The sequence below is a fragment of the Desulfurobacterium sp. genome (assembly GCF_027028515.1).
In the GTDB taxonomy this organism is placed as follows: Bacteria; Aquificota; Aquificia; order Desulfurobacteriales; family Desulfurobacteriaceae; genus Desulfurobacterium_A.
Genome location: NZ_JALVIW010000078.1, coordinates 27,882 through 47,225, shown reverse-complemented (window position 1 = coordinate 47,225; position 19,344 = coordinate 27,882). Strand labels below are relative to the sequence as shown.

Genomic DNA, 19,344 nt, shown 5'->3' with positions numbered 1-19,344 from the left:
ATGTTTGACAGGGAAAACTTACAAGGATTTTGATTTAGCTTTTGATAAGGAATCCGGTGGTTATAAATCTGTCGGAATAATTTTTAGAGCTTCGGAGAATCCTTCTGCCGGTTATGAAGTTACTTTTTATGCATCTAACAAGGTTGCGGTTTATAAATTTGCAGGTAGCAGTAGGGTGAAAGTTGCGGAAAACCGCTTTCAGCCAAAGCTGGTGAACGGATGGTATAGGGTAAGATTGACAGTTAAAGGGAACAGGATAGAGGTATTTGTTGATGATAAAGGGGTAATTGATATTACAGATAACGATCCTGCATTGAACAGGTATGGATTCATCTGTTTGAAGAGCAGGGATGTTGATCCTGTTAAAGTAGATAATGTAAAAATAGTTGACCTTGAATAACAGTATTCGTCGGGGCTTTCGGCCCCGCTACTCTACTTCTTTTAAGATATCTTCTATCGTTTTTATTTTAAAATGAATTTTGTCCTCATCACCACATTTAGAAATCCACTCTTTTATTACCGGGATAAATTTTTCATAATTTCTGTCAGGGGCAAAGCTTGCAAGTGTTATTTCTGCTTCTCTAAAGTGTCTCTTTAAAAATATGGCAAGTTGATTTAAGTATCTCACTTTGTCTCTTATTTTCTTTGCTCTTTCTCCGTGTCCCATCCCGAGCTGTATAAAGAATGCAACGTTGGACTTACACTCGTATCCTTCGACGTAGTTTTTTCCCCAGAAAACAACGTCTAAGTTTTTGCCGGATATGATCTTATCGCCACATTTTATGTCAGCCTTTCTCCCGTTTATCATTGGTTGACAGTGCATTGAAACGAGGTCAACCTTCCACCTTTTGGCGGGGCCTATTCTGTAGATAATTTCTTCAAAAAGCCTGCCTTTTCTGAGGGAAATGAGGTCGTTTTGGGGGATTTCTATTCCTGATGAGTTTTCACAATGTTTCAGGAAAAAGCGGCTGATGAGTTTCCAGAGAATTTCTCTGTCTTCCTTCGGGAGGGGAAGTTCTTCCATGAATTTTATTTTTTCAGGTGAGTTTTTGAATTGGTAAAAGTCCCCAACTTTGTTAACTTTTTTTAAGAAATTCGCAACTGAAAAAATCGTTTCAAACCTCTTCCCCCTTCTGAGGCAACATAGAAACTGTGCCAGTTCCTTGACGGGTTCACCAAGGAATCTTTCCACATCTACGTAACAACTAAAACGGTTCATCTTTAATTCCTTGCTATAGTTAATGTTCCACATCCGCCAAGCGGGTCAGTTCTGAACCTGTTGCTTAAAGTTACCCTTATACCGTATTTTCTCAAAAATTTGAAACATTTCTCATACTTTTCAGGTGATACGGGTTTGAAAGGACTCGTTTCAACCGGATTGTACATCATGAGCATAACGGACAGGCTATATTTTTGGGCAAACTCTGCAAGTTGTGTCAGTTCTTCTTTTGAGTCGTTTATCTCTTCAAGTAAGAGATAACCGATCTGGTACTTTTTCCTCTTTGTCTTTGACAGGGGTTCGATGTGGTCTATAAATGTTGATCCTGTTTTTTTAAAAGGAAAGTTCAGCTTGAATAGTTTTTTTCTGACCCTTTCTGAAAAGCCGTGAATTGAAAATGTTATACCGTCGTGTTCACATGAGAGAAGCTTTTTAAATCCGCTTTCAGGAAATCCCGTTGTTGTGATGGTTACTTTTAAATTTCTTTGTTTGAAAAAGTTCAGGGCGTCCAGAACCGATTCCACGTTGGCGGCCGGTTCACCTATACCGGCTATGGCGATTCCTTTGATTGGAAGCGTTTTCTCTAAGAGCAAGAATTGTGATTTGATCTCTTCGGCAGATAGATTTCTGAAGAAGCCTCTACTTCCCGAAGCACAAAAGTAGCATCCAATAGGACAGCCAACCTGAGTGGATATACAAAGAGTATCACCTCTGTAGAAAACAGATTCTACATGGTAGCCATCCTCTGTTTCATAAACAAAGAGGTTATTCAACTTGCTCTGGTATCTCTTCTTCAGCTTCATGGTCTGCGCTTGCCTTTGTAAAGCATTTGAATGTGTCGTCTATGAATTTTTTCACCTCCTCCGTGTATCTTTCCCATTCATCTTCAGGAATAAACGTTTTTATATCTATCTGCCTTTTTACGCCTGAATCTATTTCAAGTGTTACAGTTTCAGTCGGGATGTTTACGTCAACCACCCTTCCAGTTACACCGTTTATTGTGATTGTTTCCCCTATCTGTGGGAGGTATTCCCTTATTCGATAGATGGGCTCTTCGTACTTGAGACAGCACATGAGCCTTCCACAGACGCCTGAAAGTTTTGCCGGGTTTGGCGGAAGTCCCTGGATTCTTGCCATTGATAGAGAGATTGAATCGAAACATTCGAGGTATTCTTTACAGCAGCACTCCTTTCCGCACATTCCCATAGAACCTATCATTTTCACTTCGTCTCTAACACCTATCTGTCTCAGCTCTATTCTGAGCCTGAAGTGTGATGCAAGGTCTCTTACAAGTTGCCTAAAGTCGACGCGGGTTTCTGATGTGAAGTAGAAAACGAGCCTTTCTCTGTTCAAAGTTGTGTAGGCTTTAACAAGTTTCATGGGAAGTTCATGTTTTTTGATTTTTTCTTTACATACCGGAATAGCTTCTGTACAGAACTGTTCGTTCTCTCTGAATTTTTTCAAATCTTCCTCTGTTGGTTTTCTAAGAACTTTGAAGGTACTTTCTTCCTTAAATCCAAAACTTTCAAAAGTTTCATCGCTCACTTCATAAACACCCAAAACCTTAACTATTTCAACACCTCTATCCGTTTCGACAACAACTTTTTCATTGTAGTTAGCATTAAATCCATCTGTTGCAAGTGCGAGTCCTATTTTTTCGGTGTCTAAGTATTTGAACTTTAAGACGGTTTTCATTGGCTATCTCCTGAAAGTTAGTGGCAGTTAGAAATATAAACCTGCACCAAATTTTTGCTACGGTGTCTATTTTCTTACAAAGGTGATTGGGATGGGAAGGGGCAGCTGCCCCGGTATTTACTTAAGGAAGTTTAACAGGCTTAAATCCTTGGTGTTTGATATGGCGACAAGGAGTGCTTGATATGCTGTTTGACTCTTTTGAAGATTCATTATAACTTCTGAGTAATCGGCGTCTTCCATTTCTGACACAAGGTTTGTGAATTTAAGCTTGAGAGATTCGTTCTGCGTTTTAAGGTCGTTTAAGGTTGCTATCTGGCTTCCTATCTGCGAGCGGTGTTCCATTATTTTTGAAAGTCCTGCATCGAAAGCGTCAAGTATCTTCATCTGCTGTGTCGTTCCGGTGTTATCAAGGTCAACGTTTATTGTCATGTTGTTAAGCTGATCTAAATTGCCACTGTCTATGGCGTTTACTATTGTATCTATTACATCGACTAAAAGTATTTTTCCTGATGCATAATTAACGCCCATGTATTCGGCACCGTTGTATGTGGTGTTAAGCTCCACACCTTTTGATATAGGTGCCGTGGTTTCTTCCGTTTCGCCCTGATACGTTCCATCAGCTGTAAAAGGTGCAGTTTTTGATTTTACGCCTCCGAAAAGATAATCTTCGCCAATAGAGATGTTTGCCTGATTTATTATGTAATCTTTCATCTTTAAGAAGTAATCTTTAAGAGCTTTTGCCTCGTCATCGGTTATGACGCCCGTATTTAGTATTTGAACTATTTTAACTCTCAGGGCTTCTCCTGTGTTCACTATCGTTCCCATTGTTGATTCTGCCGCTTCAAGTTTTGTTAGAACGAGATCACTGTTTCTGAGGTATGTCTCAATGTTTTTGTTTAACTCTTTGTACCTTAAGGCTCTCACGAAATTTACAGGATCATCAGACGGTTTTAAAAGTTTTTTGCCGGATGCTGCTTCAAGGTTATACCTTTCTAATTCTTCCTGCCTTATTCGGTCGTACTTTTTAAAAATGTCAAAGTATGCTATATCCGGTATTCTCATCCTTTACCTCACTAAACCATGTTGAGGATTGTTTGTATCAGTTCGTCTGCAACGCTTACAACCTTTGCTGATGCTTCGTAAGCTCTCTGGAATTTTGTAAGGTTTATAAATTCTTCGTCTGTGTTTACTGAGGAGATCTCTTTTAACTGCTGGTCGAGGGAATCTCTTATCTCTGTAGAAGACTTTATTAAGTTGTCTGTCTGGTTTGTCTGTGTCGCTATCGGCGTAATGATTTCGGTTGAGTAGTATTCTGAAAAGGTTTGATTATTAAGACCTGATATTGGTGTATCTTCAAGCGCTATTATGGCTTTGATATTTGTATTGTCAGAGTCTGGATAGGTGGCGTTTCCTGATGCTGCTATGAGTTCTGGATCTTCAAAGTTTAGCGTTATGTTTGAAGCGTCTATAGTTGAAGAACCGTTGTCACTCGTGAAAAAGTCTGTTCCGGGATTTCCGTTTAAATCATATCCAGCTTTATGTTGGTTGTTTATCGCGTTGGCGAACTCTGTTGTGAATGTATTTAGTCTATCTATTGTTTCGTTAATGAATGAGACACCTTTCAGGTATCCACCAAGTTTTCCGTTCTGAAATTCAGAAGTTATATCTGTGTTGTTCCACCTGATTACCGGGTTGTTGTTTCCATCAGTCGAAAAAGAGAGTTTTTTTGAGTCAATGCCGATTACTAACGCGAATCCCTTTGCAGTTGAAACGTTAACGGTGCCGTCATCGTGGAATGTAACTTTTGTATCTACGAGAGCACTTAGTTCCTTTAACGCTCTATCTCTTTCGTCAAGGTATTCGTTGTACTTTTCTTTGTTTGATGCATAAAAGAGCTTGAGGTTTTTATTAATGTCGGCAAGCTTTTCCGTTAGACGATTGATGTTATCCACTGTATCTTTTACGCCTAAGGTTGTTTTATCTTTTATGTCCGTCAGATATGAATAAGAATCCCTTATTCTTCCTACTAAAGCTTTTGCCTTTGAAAGGGCTGCATATCTTGCTGTTAAGTCACCGGGGTTTACTGCTATGTCGTTAAGGGATGCAAAAAAGTCGTTAAGGGCAGCTCCAAAACCGCCTCCGGCTGTTTCATTAAACACGTCTTCAACCTGATCAAGTATGCTTTTGTAGTCGTTTAGTCCTTCCGTTTCCTGATTTGCTTTTATGTACCTGCTGAATATTATTTTGCTCGATAGCCTTCTTATATTTTGTATGTAAGCGCCGCTCCTTGCGGGAAGATCTGCAATTATGGCTTCTTCTCTTGAGTATCCATCTGTGAATGCGTTTGAGATGTTTTTATTGGTGACATTTATCGCATCTTGATAGGTTAGTAACGATTGCCCAGCTATTGATAGCGCGTATAAGAGTGACATTTTTCCCTCCGGCAAACTTCTAAACTCTATTATCGTTTAAAGTCGATGAATTTTTATACCTTCTTCCCGAATATTGAGCGGTTTTGTGATATTTTCCCGTTCTTTGAATAGACATCAACATACTCTTCCGGAATTAAAGTTTTAACGGTTTCTTCTAATATATCTATGTTGTTCAGGAGTAAAATACTATTTCGCTTGTTAAGTTCTTCAATTTTTTTGATGGTATCTCTAAATGGATTGAGATCCTTTGCTTCTAATTTTGCTATTTTTGCGAGTATCTTTCTCTTCTGTTCGCTAATTTCAAACAGCATATCTGCTGTTTTGGGTTCTGCTATTCCCTTTTTAAGCAACACATTTTCTTCTTCTAATAATTTTAAAATGTTATCCAATTCTTCCTTAATGTCCATCAATGTTCCCCTCTTATCAGTTTTTTCAGTTTTTCAAATTGCTCAGTAGTTCCTATGATAATTATTGTATCACCTCTTAGAAGCATCGTTGTGGATACCGGGTTGAGGATAAACGATCCATCTTCTCTTTTGATGCCTATGACGATTACGCCTGTTTTCTGAGGAATTTGAACGTCTTTCAGGAGTTTCCCGTGGACAGGAGAACCCATGGGAATTTTAACCTCTTCAAGTCTTAGATCTATTTCGCCGTGCCTTGTAACGATGTCAAGGAAACTGACAACGCTAGGTCTTATGGCTATTGATGCCATTCTAATGCCGCCAATAGTGTTAGGTGAAATAACTTCGTCAGCTCCGGCCATTTTGAGTTTCGGAATGCTGGATTCTTCCGATGCTCTTGCTACTATTTTCACTTTTGGATTCAGGTTCTTGGCAGATAGCGTTATAAAAAGGTTATTGGAGTCGTTTGATGTTGTAATTATGAGGTTCGCAGCGGATTTTATTCCGGCTTTGAGCAGTATTTCATCATTTGTTGCATCTCCAACTATATATCTCATGTTGTGAAACGTTTCTAAGGCTTTGTTTATTTTTTCGTGATCTTTTTCAATAACCACGAAAGGAATGTGTTCTTTGTGTAGTTCCTGAATAGCTGCCAATCCTGTCCTCCCAAGGCCGCATACTATCGTGTGATTTTTCATCTGGGAAATCATTTTTTCCAACCTCTTCAACGCAAAGTATTTTTTCAGGTCACCTTCGAAGATTAAATATGCTATGGTTGAAGCACTATATGCGTAAACGCTAAAAGCAACAATTATTATAATTATTGTGAATATTTTTCCTGTCTTTGTTAAGGGATGAATTTCTCCGTAGCCGACTGTTGATATAGTTATTATTACGTGCCACAGCGCATCAAAAAAGGACCAGTGTTCTATTAGCATTATTCCTAAAGTGGAAAATAAAGTGACGCTGAGTAAGAGTATAAGAATACGGATAAACTTTCTTACTACATGTTTTCTAAGGTACTTTATCTCTTGTACGGACATTTCCCTTCCTTTTGTGTAAGTTTTTATTTGTTACAATTTTCAGGAAATTATATCATTAACACTGGAAGTGCTTTTTATGGAGAAATTTCGTTTCTATTTTGTCGGTAAGATTCCAAGTAAGGCTAACTATAAAAAGATTTCTCACAGAAGGGTTTACGGTGAAATGAAGCCTTTTATTATTAATAATCCTTCCGTTCTTTCTTCACAGAGAGAGGCTGTTTTCCAGTTTCACATTCAGAAACAGAAATACGGGATGGAGCATTTTCCCATAGAGAGACCTGTTAAGGTTTCCTTTTCTTTTTTGCTTTCAGGTCGGATAAAACAGAGGGATATTGATAATGCTGAGAAATTTATAGGTGATGCCCTTGAGAAAGCAGAGGTGCTCAGGAGAGATTCGCTGATATATGTTAAGGAGAAGGTTGAAAAACGTTTGGGTTTAAGAAGGTTCGATGAGATTGTAATTATTGATATAGAACCTCTTGAAGAGGAAGTTGTTTGTGAACTTGAGAGGGAGATAGAGATTTTTGAAGATGGACTTTTAAAGTTTTTTGAAGAGCTTAAGATAGAGGTTCCTCATGCTGGTAGAAGGAGATGTAAAAGTAAAGATAGGCGAAAGGCTTGAAGACAAACTGAGAGAGAAGGGGTATCCTTTAAGGTTCGCTATTTTAAAGAAATCACTTGATGCGAGGAAGAAACCTGAGTTTGTTTACCGTTTGCTTTTTGATGTTGACGAAGAGGTAGCAGAAAGGTTGATTGCGTCCGGTTGTCGCATTCACAAGCCCCTTCCTGAAATAGAGATTCCGTCTGTTAATAAGAATTTAAAGGTCGCTGTTGTTGGTTCTGGTCCTGCCGGCCTTTTTGCTGCCTATGCGCTGTTAGCTGGTGGGGTTAGAGTTGTTGTTTTTGAGAGGGGCAAAAGAATTGAAGAGAGAGAGGAAGATGTTCAGAGATTCTGGGTAAAAAGAGTTCTTGATGAAAACTCCAATGTTCAGTTTGGTGAAGGTGGAGCCGGAACATTTTCAGACGGAAAGTTAACTACAAGGGTAAAGGATAAGAAAAAACATTTTGTTTACAGTGTGCTTGTTGAACACGGTGCACCCGAGGAGATACTTTACCTTTCTAAACCTCATATCGGTACCGATAAGCTGAGAAAGGTGATTCCTTCTATGAGGAAGACCCTTGAAAGTGGCGGTGTTGAGTTTCGTTTTTCTTCGCTTGTTGTGGGTATGAATGTAAATGAGGGAAAGGTCACTTCCCTGAGAGTGAGGGACTTAATTGAGGATAGGGTTTATGAAGAAAAGTTTGATGCAGTTATTTTTGCAATTGGGAACAGTGCAAGAGATACTTTTTCAATGCTTAAAAATTTTAACGTGGAACTTACTGCAAAGCCTTTTTCCGTTGGTGTGAGGATTATCCATCCTCAGAGGTTGATAAATAGAATGCAGTACGGAAAATACTTTGAGAATCCTGACCTTCCACCGGCAGAGTATGCTGTAACTGCAAAGGCCGGGGATAGGGGCGTTTTTTCGTTCTGCATGTGTCCCGGTGGTGTTGTTATCTGTTCCTCCTCAGAGAAGAACACGGTTGTTACCAACGGTATGAGTAACTTTGCAAGGGAAGGTGTTATGGCAAACAGTGCCATAGTTGTTCAGGTTCTTCCCGATGATTTTGGTAATGATCCCCTTAAGGCAGTTGAGTTTCAGAGAAAGCTTGAAAGGGCAGCCTTTATGGCAGGTGGTGGTAACTATGCTATGCCTGCCCAGAACCTTATGGACTTTATAAAGGGAAGGGAAACACCCTTCAAGAAACTGCCAAAACACGGTTTTATTCCTGAAATTTCGCCTGCCCGGGTTGACCGTATTCTGCCTCCATTTGTTACAGCTTCGCTTAAAAGGGCTTTTAAATATTGGGAAAAGAAATTAAAACGTTTTGTCAGTGATGAAGCTACAGTTGTAGGTGTTGAAACCAGAACTTCTTCTCCCGTTCGGATATTGAGGGATGAGCGGTTTAGAGCTTTAAATTTTAAAAATCTCTATCCGGCGGGTGAGGGGGCAGGTTATGCCGGTGGTATAACAAGTTCTGCCATTGACGGTATGAATGTTGCCCTTTCCATTCTGGAGGATAATAGTTGAAGTCCAGAATAGAATTTCCAGATAGCAGGGGAACCTACATTATTGTTTTTAACCTGAAAAAAGAGAGAAAAATTCAAACGAAAAGAAGAGTTTTTCTTCTTCCTGAAGCGACTTACGGTTATATTGGTTCTGCTTTTGGTTCGGGCGGATTAAATAGCAGATTAAATAGACATTTGAAGAAGAGAAAAAAGAAACACTGGCATTTTGATTACGTTTCTACGTCAAGGTTTTTTACTCCAGTTGCCGTTTACTGTTTTTTAGAAAAAAGAATTGAGTGTGAAATTGCTGAAAGGTTTAAGGGTGTTTTTAGTGCTATTTCAGGCTTTGGTTGTTCTGATTGTTCCTGTGTTTCTCACCTTTTTATCGTTAATTCTCTTTCTGAAATTGATAAAATTGTTTCCGATTTACCATTCATCGTTTTCAAATTCAGGGGGTGAGTTATGGAATATCGGGCAGTTCTTGAGAAGGTAATAAAAAGAGAGAACCTTTCTTATGAGGAGACCAGAGAGCTTTTTGGAAAGATCATGGGGGGTGAGCTTACGCCGGCGCAGATAGCAGGTATTCTGGTTGCTCTGAGAATGAAGGGTGAGACGACAGAGGAAATAGCGGGTGCCGCTTCTGCGATGAGAGAAAAAAGTAGAAAGGTTTATCTTTCAGAGAGCCTTAAAGAGAAGATAGTGGATACCTGTGGAACTGGTGGTGATTTAAAAGGAACGTTCAACGTTTCTACGACGGTTGCTTTTGTCCTTGCTGCTGGTGGTGTTTCTGTTGCGAAACACGGCAACAGGTCTGTTTCAAGTAAGTGTGGAAGTGCCGATATCCTTGAGGCTCTTGGTGTAAAGATAGACCTTCAGCCTGAAGAAGTTGGGAAATGTATAGAAGAAACGGGATTTGGTTTTATGTTTGCTCCAGTTTTTCATCCGGCTATGGCAAATGTTATAAAGCCAAGAAGAGAACTTGGTGTCAGGACAGTTTTTAACATTTTAGGACCTCTTACCAACCCTGCCGGTGCCATGAGGCAGCTTATGGGTATATTTGACGGCGAACTTTCAGAGAAGATTGCCGGTGTTCTTTCAAAGCTTGGAGTTAAGAAAGCCTGTATAGTTCATGGTTTTGACGGTATGGATGAGATTACAATCTGTGAAAGAACGAAGATAACTGAACTTTTGGACGGTGATGTTAAAAGCTATGTGGTTTCTCCGGAAGATTTTGGCTTTGAAAAAGCTGACATTAAAGAAATAGCTGCTGCAGAAACTCTTGACGATAATAAGAGAATGATAGAGGCTATTTTGAAAGGAGAAGACAAATCTGCTAAAAGGGATATGGTTGCCCTTAACGCCGGGTTTGGTTTTTACGTTGCAGGGAAAGTTGCTTCACCTTCTGAAGGTGTGAGGCTTGCTCTTGACCTTTTAAACGAAGGTAGGCCTTTTGAAGTTTTGAAGAAGGTGATTGAAGTAAGTCAGCGGTTCCAGTGAATTTTATGCCTGTCTTCGGACAGGCTTTTTAAAAAGCCATTCTCAGTTTTTCCGGGATCTCCTCAACAAATTTTAGCCCGGTTTCTCTTAAACTTTCTCTGAAAGAGGTATCAACCTTAATGTTGTATTTTGAGAGAACTCTTTGAAGTTTTCTCGCTATTTCTTCACCTTCTGGATCAAAGTCTGTTATGAGGATTACAAGCCTTATGCCTTTTTCATCGGCCAGCATTTCTGAGAAAGAGTGAAATCCCATGCCTTTTAATGCAAATACCGGATAAACGCCAAACCTTTCTAATGCGGCTAAATCCCTCTTCCCCTCAACGACAACGGCCGTGTTTTCCGCTGAGTTTAAAAAATTTTTAAGGGACAGAATCCAGTTTTTAAGCTTTTTTACACTTTCTCTTTCCATCCTTTCCTCATAAAAACTTGCTGAATATTATGCCCATGGAAAGATTGTATAAAGCTGGCAGAAAACTCTGTATAAATATAAGAATTATCGTTACTTTCATGGGATAAAGTCCCAGATAATAAGGTAGAACATACGCCCACCAGGCTCTTAAAAATGTAAAGCATGCGTTTCCGATAAACATAGCGCCTAAAATTTTTATAAGCGGGTAGTGTTTTGCAATCATTACTTTTATAAGACCGTATGCCACTGGAGGGCTTATGGCTGCTGTTGCTACGTAGGTTGCGCACAGGTTGTCAAGCCCTGCCCATTTAAGGAGAGGTGACATAAATGTAAGCACTTTGTCCATTATGCCGTGATTTATAAGAAATGTGACAAATCCAAATAGAGGTGAAAATTTTATAATGAACTTTCCCCCCTCTTTTAGGCCTGAGGCTATTCCTTTTTTTAAAGTTTCGTAGTTAAGCTGAATTTTTATCGTTTCACTGTCGTTTCCTGGTCTTTTTATGTTTTTGTAGATGCGTCTTCCTGTTATAAGTACGATAAACAGAACTACAGTGTCAAAGAGGAGTCTTAAAAGGCCATAGTAAACGGCAATCCATCCTATTAACGGTATCAGAACAAGAAAGTAGTATCTGTAGAGAAAAGTTATTCTCATAGGAAAGTTTGAAGCGGCAGCGGTAATATAAAGGTCTCTCGGTTTTATCTTTCCCTCTTTCAGCAGTTTAGAGGCGTGAAGGTGTGCTGCCCGGGGACTTACAAGGTAGAGAATGGGGATGGGCGATAGTAGCGGATGAATGCCTATTTTAGAAAGTTTTACCGTTTTGAGTCCGAGCCAGTTAATAAAACCCGTTTCAACACTTATGGCAGCTATCAGATATCCAAAGGTTATTGAGGATATTATCATTAAATAGAGTCTGAAAAAGTCTATGTGCATGCAGATCTCCGCGGTGATTTGTTAGAGAAAAATATAGGAATTCAGGTAGAAAGCAGGAACTTTTCAACGTCTATTTCAAAACCTAAAAGATTTGCAAACTTATTGATAGCTTTTTTATGAAGGTTTGTCAGGTCGTAGTTGAGGCACTTAAAGTATTCCATGCATTCGTCTTCCGTTAGTCCAACTTTTTTAGCATACCTTTTAGCTATCTTCTCAAGATGTGCCAGACCGTAACTTTTTGATTCTATGAATTTTTCAAAGATTTTTTTAACAGATAGTGGATGATTTTCAGCAGTATCCCTTCTTACTGCCCAGACGGCAAAGACAAATGGAAGATCGTAGATGTTGTGCCATTCCTCCCCTAAATCGTATATGAAGCGGTAGTTTTTGTCTTTTAGAAGTTTGAAGGCGTCATCACCTATTGCCAGAACGGCTGTTGCACTCTTTGGAAGATTGCCTTCCTTCATGCTGTAGTAGTAGTAGTTAGGTTCGACACCATACCGATTTTTTAAAAGGTATTCAATAAGTGCCCTTGAGGTCATTGAACTTTTTGTAAGCCATACATCTTTTCTGTGGAGCTGATGGATTGGCAGTTTTGAGAAGAAGAGAACACTTTTTACTCTTCCAAAAGATGATATTGAAAGGTCTGGAAATAGAAGGTACCTTTCACTGTTTGTTATGAATTCGTAGGAAGATATGGGGCTTACATCTATTTTTCCTTCTCTTAAAAACTCGTTTAGGGCAGAGGGTACTGCCTCTGTGAACTGGTAGTCAAAGGGTACGGCGCTGTCAATAAATCCGAAGTATACAGGTAGAACGTTTATATATTCAATTTTTCCCACTTTTAGCATTTACACCTCTTATCTTCTCAAGAATTCTGCAGACGGAACACACATTTGCAGTTGTTGGCATTCCGCAAATTTTGCACGGTGTAAGATTGTATTCCTCTTTTGCCTCTTTTTCAAACAGTGGTTTAGCTTTCTTTAAGAATTCTTTGTAAAACCTGAGTTTTGTCCCTGCCATTTTGTGTTCAAGGAAGGCAAGGGCCTGTTTGTAAACGGGAGAAGTTGCAGTTTTTGCGTTGGGACAGCCCGTTTCCATGAAATCTATTCCTTTTAAAATGGCGTAGCTTACAATCTCCTTTTCTGTTAGAAAGCAGAAAGGTTTTACCTTCCTTGCAAAGCCTTCTCTTTCACTAAGAACAGGATATTGTCTGCCAAGGTATCCCGTTTCCCATCTTATGGTGTTTGAAAGCAGAACTGCAGATTCGTCGTCAAGGTTGTGTCCGGTTGCTACTACTGATAGGTTTTCCTCAATGGCTATTTTGTTCATCAGGTATCTTTTAAACGTTCCACAGACAGAACAGACGTCTTTTCTTCCCGAAAGCTTTGCAATCTCTTCTATTGTGTAACCGAATTCTTCTTTTAGGTCAAAGACGATAAGCGGACGATTTAACTTTTCTGAAAGTTTTTCACAGAGTTTTAGAGATTTTTCTGAGTAATTATCTTTACCTATACCTAAAGATATGTGAATACCTACCGTTTCAAAACCAGCTTCTGTTAAAAGCTGCCATAAAGATAGACTGTCTTTACCACCGGAAACGGCAACGCCAATTTTTTCTCCTCTGTTAAACATGGAAAAGTGTTTTATAGTTTTAAGCGTTTGTTTTTCAAACCATTCTAAAAAGTGATTTTTGCAGAGGGCAAGTTTGTGGTGTCTTATAAAAATAACAGCTTTTTCTCTCTTCCCTTTTGCTTTACAGATTTTACATAGCATGTAAACCGCCTTAACCTTTTGAAGTAGCTACGACTATTTTAACCTTTTCCCCTTCGTTTATCCTATCATCGTCGCATAAAAGTTCCTTCCCTCTGATAACAACGGCAGTTTCAGGATAGATTGAAAGTTTTTCAAGTAAGGAATCCACCCTTATGGAACGCTTTTTTATTGGGACGGTTATCACCTTTCCATCTATTTCGACGCTTATTTCATGCATCCTTCAGTATCTCCTTCGGTTCAAAAGATGTGGCTCTCATTGCCGGATAGACGCCTGCAATAAGTCCAACTGCCACAGAGAGTGCTATGGATATAAGTATTCCTTTTACCGGGATATATGGCTGCCATTTTGCTATTTTTGCGATGATGTTTACAAGCCCCGTTGCTATTACGGCGCCAGAAACAGAACCGGTTAGAGAGAGAATTGTTGCTTCCGTGAGAAACTGTTTGAAGATGTCCATCTTGGTTGCACCAAAAGCTCTCCTGACACCAATTTCTACAAGTCTTTCATAGACAGATAGTGTCATCACTGCTAATATTCCAAGTGCACCGACGCTGAAAGCTATTGTTGCTACGGTTACGCTAAGAACAGAAAATATTTTCATAGCTTCTTTTTGAGTGTTGACAAGGTCTTCGTAACGGCTTATGGAAAAGTCTTTTTTTCCGTGCCTCTTTTTAAGGAGGGAAGAGACCTCTTTCATCGCATTGTCAACAACCTTTTCAGATACGGGTAGGACATAGATGCCATCTATATAGTCAACGTTTTCCAATCTTCTTACTGCACAGCTTATCGGGACTAAAACTCTGTTGTCTAAGTTTTCACCTGATATGTCTGTTCCTTTTTCGGGCAGAACGCCGATTATCTTGTAGGGGGCGTTGTATAAGTAAAGCGTTTTTCCAACGGGGTACTTTTCGCCAAAAAGATCCCTGGCTACCTCAACACCAATGACAGCTACCTGCCGAAATTCTTTTACATCGTTTTTTGTTATAAATCTTCCCGCTGCAGGGTATGAAGAGGTTATCTCTGCGTAGTTTTCATCAACGCCTAAAACTTTTGGTGTTGAGAACTTTCCATTTGCGTGAACGGGAGGATAGACCTCTTTTATTGGTGATGTTTCCTTTACAAGAACACACCTTTCTTCAATTGCTTTTGCGTCTTTTAACGTTAATGTTGGAAAGAATTTTACCTGGAGCAGCCTTCCGCCTAAGTTTTTGATTTCTCCGGGAATAACAACAAAGACCTGACTTCCCAGGTCACCAAGGTACCTATTTACCTTGTTTTGCATGGCGCCTGTTATTCCCATCATGAGGACAAGTGAAAAGACACCAATGGCAACGCCTATGACCGCTAAAACAGTTCTCTTTTTGTTACTTCCAAAATAATGAAGTATCGTTTCTATCTCTATCATCGCTTAAACCTTTGACCTTAAAGATTCTACCGGTTCAAATTCTGCCGCTTTTTTAGCCGGTGCGTAGGATGCTATCAGTCCAACTGCAATTGAAAAGGCAACTGCAAGGATAAAGGCTTCAACAGGATAAACCACGGGTATGGAAAGCAGCGGAAGGACGATTTTAACGCCCAAGAGTCCTACGGCCGTTCCAATTATAGCTCCAAGTATTGCTATTACGACACTTTCTGCCATTATCCTTATGAGAATGTCCCTTTTTGTTGCTCCCATTGCTCTTCTAAGTCCTATTTCCCACTGCCTCACGTAGATGTTTATGTAGAAAATACTTGAGAGAACAAAACCACCAACGACCAAAGCCGTTATTGATGCAAGTCCCAGGAACATTGATAGACTTGCACTTATCATGGACAGCACTTTTTTCACAAGAGATGGTGTAATTATTGTAAGTTCTGTTTTTATATTATGTCTCCGTGAGAGTATTTGCTTTGTTTCCTTTAAAATGAGATTATATTCATCCATGTTTCTTACTCTGAATCTTATGAGTGATATGTAATCCTCTTTGAGCGGAAAGACAACCTTTTTGTATATGGGATAGGGTATAAAAATTCTGTCGTCCATGTTTCTTCCCTGAGGTGTTTTCCCCCGCCTTTTATAGACACCAACGATTCTAAAAGGTGTTTTTTCAACTATAACCACTTTTCCTATGGGGTTTTGATTGGGAAAAAGGAAATTCGCAACATCCCATCCGACGATGCAAACCTTTCTGAAGTTTTTAAAGTCGTTCGGGGTGAAATCTCTACCTACATCTATATGATAGTTCCAGGAGGTTATCCAGTTTGGACCGACGCCAAAGCTGGTTGTTGTCTTTGCGTACTTTCCGGCAGAAATTCTAACGGGTTTTATCAGTCCGTATGTAAGTGCGAAGATGCCTTCAAGCCTTGAAATTTCCCTTACATCTTCCATTGTAAGTGTCATTGTTCTGTGTCTTGGGCCTGCTCCCATCTTTCCCGATACTATAAATATTGAATCAGGTCCAAGTTTCTGAATAATCTTTCTCGCCCTTAAGGTGCTTCCCTGTATGGCAGCAACAATAAGAACAAGAGATGCCACGCCCATTACAATGCCAAGCAGAGCAAAGGCTGTTCTAACCTTATTGTGGTATAGAGATGAAAATAAGTCCTTAAAGTAAAGCCCGTTCACTCTTCAATCACTCCATCTTTTATTCTGACAATTCTCTTTGCGTAACGGGCAACTTCAGGGTCGTGAGTAACGATAAGTATTGTTTTCCCCTCTCTGTTAAGTTCCGTAAATATTTCCATAACCGCTTTTCCGGAAGCCTGGTCAAGTGCACCTGTAGGTTCGTCGGCTATGATGAGAGATGGAGAGTTTATAAGAGCTCTTGCTATTGCAACTCTCTGTTTCTGCCCGCCGGAAAGCTGGTCTGGTCTAAAGGGTATTCTCTCCTTTAGGCCAAGGCGCGTCAGTATTTCCTCTGCCTTCTTTTCAGGTGTTGTATCTTTAAATACTTCTTTTTTTTCACTACCTTTGAGGTAAATTGTTGGTAAAAGGACATTGTCTCTTACACTCAGGTATGGAACAAGATAGAAAGACTGGAAAACAAATCCTATGTGTCTTCCTCTTAACCTTGATATTCTGTCGTCATCAAACGATGATACGTCTTCGCCCCGGAAGTAGTATTTACCACTGGTAGGTTTGTCAAGGAAACCTATTATGTACATAAGGGTTGATTTTCCAGAACCGGAAGGACCCATTATGGCAACAAAGTCACCTTCGTTTATGGTCAGGTTTATTCCTTTTAGGACCTTTGTTTCTATGTCTCCCTGGTAGAAAGTTTTTGTTATGTTTTCAAGCCTTATAAGTTCCATTTACTTCACCTTTACCTTGAGTGCTATGGTATCGCCCTCTTTGAGACCTTTGACAATTTCCATGTACTTGTCGTCAGACCAGCCCACTTCAACAGGAACTTCTTTCACTTTTCCGTTAACAACCTTATAAACCACGTACTTCCCTTTTTTCCATTTAACGGCACTGTTTGGAACAACCAGCACATTTTTCTTGATACCTATAATAATTTCGTTATGGGTTGTCATGTCAGGCTTAAGAAGAGCTGCCTTCTTAAATCCTCTTGCAACGACGATGTAGTAAACGACATTGTTAAGAACTTTTGGTTCCGGATATATTTCAACGACTTTTCCTTCAAAGGTTTTGTTTCTGTACGTGTCAACGGTGAATTGAACTTTCTGTCCTTTCTTTATCTTTCCGATCTCTGTTTCATCTACGTATATCCAGTTTTCAAGCTTATCAGGAACGAGAATTGTTACAAATTCAGGTGCGTTCAATCCTGCTACCACGGTTTCTCCTTCCTGTGTTGAAACGTAGGAGATAACACCGGATTTAGGTGCATAGATGTATGAGTAGGAGAACCTGATTTTTGCCTGTTCATACTGGGCTTTTGCCTGCTTGAGTTTTTCCTTAAACTCTGTTTTAAGCTGTGAGAGTGCTTCTTTCTCTTTTTCAAGTGCAAGCTTCGCCTGTTTTACGGCTTCCTCTGCCGCTTTTAAGCTGTTTTTGGCATTTTCGTAAGCTGCCTTTGCCTGTCTGTAGGCGTTTTCTGTTGTGTAGCCTGTTTTGTAAAGGTTTTCCTGCCTTTCGAACTCCCACTTTTTGAGGTTGTAGTTTGCCCTTTCCGTTTTAAGTTTAAGTTCCGCAGATTTCAGGTTTGCTTCTGCACTTTTAACGGCAAGCTCCTGTGTTTTTATTCTCTTAGGATAGTTCTTTTCTATTTCTTTCAGGTTTGCTTCTGCTATTTTTAAGTTTTCTCTTAGTTCTCTGTTGTCTATTACGGCTATAAGATCACCTTTTTTAACAAAGTCGCCAACCTTTACATTCTCTTTTAAAACAGTACCGGATATTCTTGCTCCAACCTTTACCTTTGCACCCACCTGAGGTTTCATCATTCCGGACGCTTCAACGACATTTTTTACCATTCCCCTCTTTACCTTTGCCGTTTTTACAGGTATTAATTCCCTGCTCTTTTCCCTTTTAGCGATAAACACACCACCAGCTATCAGTATGATTATTCCTATCAGGGCTATTATCTTTTTCACTTTGATCCTCCAAGCATTCCAGCGCTTTTAAGTAGTTTGTAGTAAGCTATATTAAGGTTAACCAGATTATCGGTAAAGTTTTCTTCGGCATTTGTGTATTCGTTGTAGGCCGAAAGCAAAGATACAAGGTCAGAAACGCCCAGTTCATATTCATTTAGTGTTCTTTCGTAGGTTTTTTGAGCAAACCTCAGGTAACTTCTGGCATTTTCAAGGTTTGCCTTTGCCGTTTTGAAGTCAGTGTAGCTATCTAAAACCTCTTTTTTAATCTGATTTTTAAGTTTTGCAAGTTCAATTTCTGCCATCTCTTTCTCTTTTTCGGCAGATAGCGCTGCGTATTTTGTTTGGAATGAGTCAAATATCCTCCAGTTAAGGCTTACCTGAAGGTTGTAGTTTTCATTTTCAAATGACAGGTCGTGACTCTCTCTAAAGTACGATGCTGAAACAGTTACAGAAGGTTTGTTGCCGTCTTTTACAGATTGAACTGACAGTTCAGCGATTTTTATCTTCAGTTTCTGAATTGCTATCTCTTTTCTGGTTTCTACCGCATTTTTAACAAGTTCCTTTACGGAAGGGACTGTCAGGTTGTCAGAAAGTTTTACGTCAGCTGTTATGTTCCTATCGGTATTTAAAAGGCTCTGCAGTGCCGTTTCTATCTTTTCCTTTTCACTTTCTGCTGCGATCAGGGTGCTTTTTGCCTTTTCCACGTTTGCACGGGCTTTTAAGACGTCCGTTATAAGCACAAGTCCCTGGTCGTACCTTGCCCTTGCTACCCTGTATATTTTTTGGGCATTTTCAAGCTCTTTTTTTCTTAACGCTATCTTCTTTTCTGCTCCTTTTAATTGCAACAGGTAGCTTATTCCTTGAAGGTATATGTCTTCAAATGTTTTATCTATTGCTAATTTCTGGCTTTCTATCTGAGCCGTGTCAATTTTTACCTTTGTTCTTGTTTGAAAGTTCCAGATGTTTGCCGTTGCTGTTATTCCGGCATTATAGTCGTTTTCCCACGCTTTCCCCGTTGTGGTTGTGTACGGATAAAACCTTGAGGCTGAAGCCTGAATGTTGAAAACAGGAAAGAATTTTTTTAGGTCTGCTCTTTTCTGGAACTGCGCTGATTCAAGGCTTTTTATGGACTGTTTAACTTCGAGGTTGTTATTCTTGAGAGCCTCTTTAAGCTCTCCTATGGTCATGCTGTAGCCATTTGCCGTTAAAAGAAGCAGCAGTGCTATCGTCCTTTTCATCTCTTCACCTTATCCTGTGAATCTTCGTTCAGTTGTGTATCAAACTAATACAT

General features: G+C 39.6%; 22 protein-coding genes. 5 read left to right on the top strand and 17 right to left on the bottom strand.

Annotated elements, in window-relative coordinates; all coding sequences use genetic code 11:
- Nucleotides 1-4: 4 nt before the first annotated feature.
- The gene (locus tag MV676_RS07055) at nt 5-400 is read left to right on the top strand and encodes a family 16 glycoside hydrolase (RefSeq protein ID WP_297446186.1); all 396 of its coding nucleotides are present in this window, start codon (nt 5-7) and stop codon (nt 398-400) included.
- 27 nt (nt 401-427) lie between these two features.
- On the opposite strand, the gene MV676_RS07050 is transcribed toward MV676_RS07055, so the two are convergent.
- The 7 genes from MV676_RS07050 to MV676_RS07020 form a co-directional block, all read right to left on the bottom strand.
- Complete coding sequence (locus MV676_RS07050; protein ID WP_022847061.1) at nt 428-1,219, bottom strand: hypothetical protein; 792 nt, start codon at nt 1,217-1,219, stop codon at nt 428-430.
- 2 nt (nt 1,220-1,221) lie between these two features.
- The gene (locus MV676_RS07045) at nt 1,222-2,022 is read right to left on the bottom strand and encodes a radical SAM protein (RefSeq protein ID WP_297446183.1); all 801 of its coding nucleotides are present in this window, start codon (nt 2,020-2,022) and stop codon (nt 1,222-1,224) included.
- On the bottom strand, nt 1,985-2,914 hold the full coding sequence (gene ricT, locus MV676_RS07040) for a regulatory iron-sulfur-containing complex subunit RicT (RefSeq protein WP_297446181.1): 930 nt from the start codon (nt 2,912-2,914) through the stop codon (nt 1,985-1,987). Before ricT ends, MV676_RS07045 begins: the two co-directional genes overlap by 38 nt.
- A gap of 117 nt (nt 2,915-3,031) precedes the next feature.
- Entirely contained in the window at nt 3,032-3,976 is a 945-nt protein-coding gene (locus MV676_RS07035) for a flagellin (protein WP_297446179.1), read from the bottom strand.
- An 11-nt stretch (nt 3,977-3,987) separates the two neighbouring features.
- On the bottom strand, nt 3,988-5,346 hold the full coding sequence (flgK, locus tag MV676_RS07030; protein ID WP_297446177.1) for a flagellar hook-associated protein FlgK: 1,359 nt from the start codon (nt 5,344-5,346) through the stop codon (nt 3,988-3,990).
- Nucleotides 5,347-5,399: 53 nt separating this feature from the next.
- Complete coding sequence (locus tag MV676_RS07025; RefSeq protein ID WP_297446175.1) at nt 5,400-5,753, bottom strand: hypothetical protein; 354 nt, start codon at nt 5,751-5,753, stop codon at nt 5,400-5,402.
- Nucleotides 5,753-6,793: a potassium channel protein gene (locus tag MV676_RS07020; protein WP_297446172.1), complete on the bottom strand. Its 1,041-nt coding sequence runs from the start codon at nt 6,791-6,793 to the stop codon at nt 5,753-5,755. Before MV676_RS07020 ends, MV676_RS07025 begins: the two co-directional genes overlap by 1 nt.
- A gap of 76 nt (nt 6,794-6,869) precedes the next feature.
- Between MV676_RS07020 and MV676_RS07015 the strand changes: the two genes are divergently transcribed.
- Genes MV676_RS07015 through trpD form a run of 4 tightly spaced genes read left to right on the top strand, consistent with a single transcriptional unit; the run spans nt 6,870 to nt 10,400 of the window.
- A complete protein-coding gene (locus MV676_RS07015) occupies nt 6,870-7,415 on the top strand; it encodes a hypothetical protein (RefSeq protein WP_297446169.1) in 546 nt (181 codons plus the stop codon).
- Nucleotides 7,369-8,925 (top strand): FAD-dependent protein, encoded by a 1,557-nt coding sequence (locus MV676_RS07010; protein ID WP_297446167.1) that lies wholly within the window; start codon nt 7,369-7,371, stop codon nt 8,923-8,925. The genes MV676_RS07015 and MV676_RS07010 overlap by 47 nt, the downstream gene beginning before the upstream one ends.
- On the top strand, nt 8,922-9,362 hold the full coding sequence (locus tag MV676_RS07005; protein WP_297446165.1) for a DUF123 domain-containing protein: 441 nt from the start codon (nt 8,922-8,924) through the stop codon (nt 9,360-9,362). The genes MV676_RS07010 and MV676_RS07005 overlap by 4 nt, the downstream gene beginning before the upstream one ends.
- A 3-nt stretch (nt 9,363-9,365) precedes the next feature.
- Nucleotides 9,366-10,400 carry an anthranilate phosphoribosyltransferase gene (trpD, locus tag MV676_RS07000; protein WP_297446163.1) on the top strand — a complete coding sequence of 345 codons (1,035 nt, stop codon included), beginning with the start codon at nt 9,366-9,368 and terminating at the stop codon, nt 10,398-10,400.
- Nucleotides 10,401-10,428: 28 nt separating this feature from the next.
- Here trpD and MV676_RS06995 read toward each other — a convergent pair whose 3' ends face one another.
- Genes MV676_RS06995 through MV676_RS06950 form a run of 10 tightly spaced genes read right to left on the bottom strand, consistent with a single transcriptional unit; the run spans nt 10,429 to nt 19,291 of the window.
- Entirely contained in the window at nt 10,429-10,809 is a 381-nt protein-coding gene (locus MV676_RS06995; protein ID WP_022847050.1) for a toprim domain-containing protein, read from the bottom strand.
- 7 nt (nt 10,810-10,816) lie between these two features.
- Nucleotides 10,817-11,743, bottom strand: coding sequence for a hypothetical protein (locus tag MV676_RS06990; RefSeq protein WP_297446161.1), 927 nt, complete (start codon nt 11,741-11,743; stop codon nt 10,817-10,819).
- A gap of 41 nt (nt 11,744-11,784) precedes the next feature.
- A complete protein-coding gene (locus MV676_RS06985) occupies nt 11,785-12,594 on the bottom strand; it encodes a menaquinone biosynthesis protein (protein WP_022847048.1) in 810 nt (269 codons plus the stop codon).
- On the bottom strand, nt 12,572-13,519 hold the full coding sequence (locus MV676_RS06980; protein ID WP_297446158.1) for an ATP-binding protein: 948 nt from the start codon (nt 13,517-13,519) through the stop codon (nt 12,572-12,574). The genes MV676_RS06985 and MV676_RS06980 overlap by 23 nt, the downstream gene beginning before the upstream one ends.
- A gap of 10 nt (nt 13,520-13,529) precedes the next feature.
- Nucleotides 13,530-13,736 (bottom strand): hypothetical protein, encoded by a 207-nt coding sequence (locus tag MV676_RS06975; protein WP_022847046.1) that lies wholly within the window; start codon nt 13,734-13,736, stop codon nt 13,530-13,532.
- Nucleotides 13,729-14,925: an ABC transporter permease gene (locus MV676_RS06970; RefSeq protein WP_297446154.1), complete on the bottom strand. Its 1,197-nt coding sequence runs from the start codon at nt 14,923-14,925 to the stop codon at nt 13,729-13,731. The genes MV676_RS06975 and MV676_RS06970 overlap by 8 nt, the downstream gene beginning before the upstream one ends.
- A gap of 3 nt (nt 14,926-14,928) precedes the next feature.
- On the bottom strand, nt 14,929-16,125 hold the full coding sequence (locus tag MV676_RS06965; protein WP_297446151.1) for an ABC transporter permease: 1,197 nt from the start codon (nt 16,123-16,125) through the stop codon (nt 14,929-14,931).
- Nucleotides 16,122-16,811: an ABC transporter ATP-binding protein gene (locus tag MV676_RS06960; protein WP_022847043.1), complete on the bottom strand. Its 690-nt coding sequence runs from the start codon at nt 16,809-16,811 to the stop codon at nt 16,122-16,124. Before MV676_RS06960 ends, MV676_RS06965 begins: the two co-directional genes overlap by 4 nt.
- Entirely contained in the window at nt 16,812-18,053 is a 1,242-nt protein-coding gene (locus MV676_RS06955; RefSeq protein WP_297446145.1) for an efflux RND transporter periplasmic adaptor subunit, read from the bottom strand.
- Nucleotides 18,050-19,291, bottom strand: coding sequence for a TolC family protein (locus MV676_RS06950; protein WP_297446143.1), 1,242 nt, complete (start codon nt 19,289-19,291; stop codon nt 18,050-18,052). Before MV676_RS06950 ends, MV676_RS06955 begins: the two co-directional genes overlap by 4 nt.
- Between the last annotated feature and the right edge of the window lie 53 nt (nt 19,292-19,344).